A 2004-nucleotide genomic window follows, 5' to 3' on the forward strand; every position below is an offset into this window, starting at 1 on the left:
AGTTACTTGTCATCCTTGCTGGTCACGATGTAGGGGCTGACCTCGCTTCCCGTACCGGAAGTGGTGGGGACCAAAATGCAGGGCAGGCCTTCGCCTTCCAGGGGGGTACCGGTCATGTAATCGATCATTTCCCTGGGGTTGCCCGGGGCAAGGGCGGCAGCCTTCGCGACATCCATGGGGCTTCCCCCGCCAAGGCCGATCACGACGGAGAAACCCTCTTTTCTCGTAAGATCCTGTACCTCCTGGCAGGTCTCGACGTGAGGTTCGGGCTCGACCTCATCGAAAATCTGCACGGAAAAACCCGCTTTTTCGAGGGGGTCGATGGCGAACCGGTGGATTCCAAGGTTGACCATGTTCTTATCCGTCACGAGCAGCGCTTTGCCCGAGCCTAATTTCGCCGCCTCTTCGCCGAGGGTCTTGATCAGTCCGAAACCAACCGCGAGCTTCCCCTTGCCCTTTACACCAGCCGTTCTGAACTCGGCAGGATTTTTAAGGTGCCCCGGTACCTTACCCAAGAAGGTTTCATAATCCATAGCCGCACCCCTTTTCATTTTCTGGATTCTTGAAAAAAGCGTTGCCTTTCACTTTATCCAACCCACGTTTATTAAACAATGTACGATCAGCACGAAACTTTTTCTTCTCGGTCATTATTTTTGGACTTTTTGCACAAAAATGATATGCTTCGTCAGAATCGAATTCCTGGCGCGAAAATGTTTGTTGATAAAAAAACCCCACTAACCAGGGCTCTTAAAACGATTTATTTGGGTATTTTTTCACATAATATCTATTAAACAAATCTATAGATGGCACCGCATCCTGTATATTTTACACAAAACGCAGAATGAGGCTCTACCCACTTCCGGAGTGGAAAGGAGCTTAAAAGGAGGGGAAAACCGTGCTTTTGAACCTGGCCATCGAGTTCGCCAAATCGACGGGCGCCCTGATAGGAAGGAACCTGATAATTACCGATGAAAACGGCATCGTCATAGGCTCCGACGAGCCTTCCCGCCTATCGACGCTCCACGAAGCTTCGCTGGAAGTGATAAAGACCGGTGAGCCCAGGAGCCACGATGAGGACGTGGCCGGCAAGATGATAGGTGTCAAGCCGGGCATCACCCTCCCCATTGAACTCTCGGGCAAAGTGATCGGGACGCTCGGGATTCCGGGCGATCCCGACGAGGTTACCGTCTGGGGCCGCTTGGTGAAACGGCAACTGGAGATCTTCCTCCGGGAAAAGGCCTACATGCAGACCACCTTCCTCAAGGAAAGGACCCTCCAGGGCTTCCTCCAGGAAGTGGCGGAATTCGATTTCGACAGGGGTGACCCCTTCTTGCTCCATAAAAAGTTGACTGAACTGGGTTTCGATTTTGATATCCCACGCCTGGTCATGCTGGTGGACCTTTACCACTTCGGGGAAGTCACCGACAGGATAAAAAAACAGGCCTCGGGCTCCCTGGCAGAAGAGGCGGAGATGCGTATCCAGGCGGTAAAAATACAATTGCTTTCGACGATAAGGGAAGTATTCAGCGGCCATGGGGATCTTCCCCTCTTCTGGGGCGAGGACAAAGCCGTGATCCTGAGCCAGTTGAGCGCCTCGACCGACGAAGAGGCGGCCTTGACAAGGGCGGAGAAGAAATGCCTTGAACTGCAGGAGAACCTACTGCGGCAAGGAGTGAAGATCTGCATAGGGATGAGCGAAATCGCCCGGGATATCTCGCAACTGGGACAGGCTTTCAGGGACGCTCATAGCGCCCTCGGGATAGGCAAGTCCATAAGTCATGGGCCGGGATTGTACAGGATCACTGACCTCCTGACCGAGGATTATCTTCTCTCGGTTGACGAGAGGAGGCGGAGACGCTTCCTAGGAGCGGCCCTAGAGCCTTTGAGGGGGCGAAAGGATATGAAGGATCTCTGCGATACGATCCGGTGCTGGTGCGAGTCGGGCTTCAGCCTTTCCCGGGCGGGGAAATGCCTGAAGGTCCACAGGAACACCCTGCTTTACCG

Annotated in this window: 2 protein-coding genes; one reads left to right on the forward strand and one right to left on the reverse strand. The window is 53.6% G+C overall.

Annotated elements, in window-relative coordinates:
* Nucleotides 1-2: 2 nt before the first annotated feature.
* A complete protein-coding gene (locus tag GX108_05285; GenBank protein NLO56450.1) occupies nt 3-533 on the reverse strand; it encodes an iron-containing alcohol dehydrogenase in 531 nt (176 codons plus the stop codon).
* A gap of 362 nt (nt 534-895) precedes the next feature.
* Between GX108_05285 and GX108_05290 the strand changes: the two genes are divergently transcribed.
* A partial coding sequence (locus tag GX108_05290) for a hypothetical protein (protein NLO56451.1) occupies nt 896-2004 on the forward strand: 1109 nt, incomplete at its 3' end.

This window comes from Thermovirga sp. (assembly GCA_012523215.1).
Classification (GTDB): domain Bacteria; phylum Synergistota; class Synergistia; order Synergistales; family Thermovirgaceae; genus 58-81.

Coding starts and splice junctions, on each gene's coding strand:
- GX108_05285 (NLO56450.1), bottom strand. CDS start 533: ATGGATTATGAAACCTTCTTGGGTAAGGTACCGGGGCACCTTAAAAAT.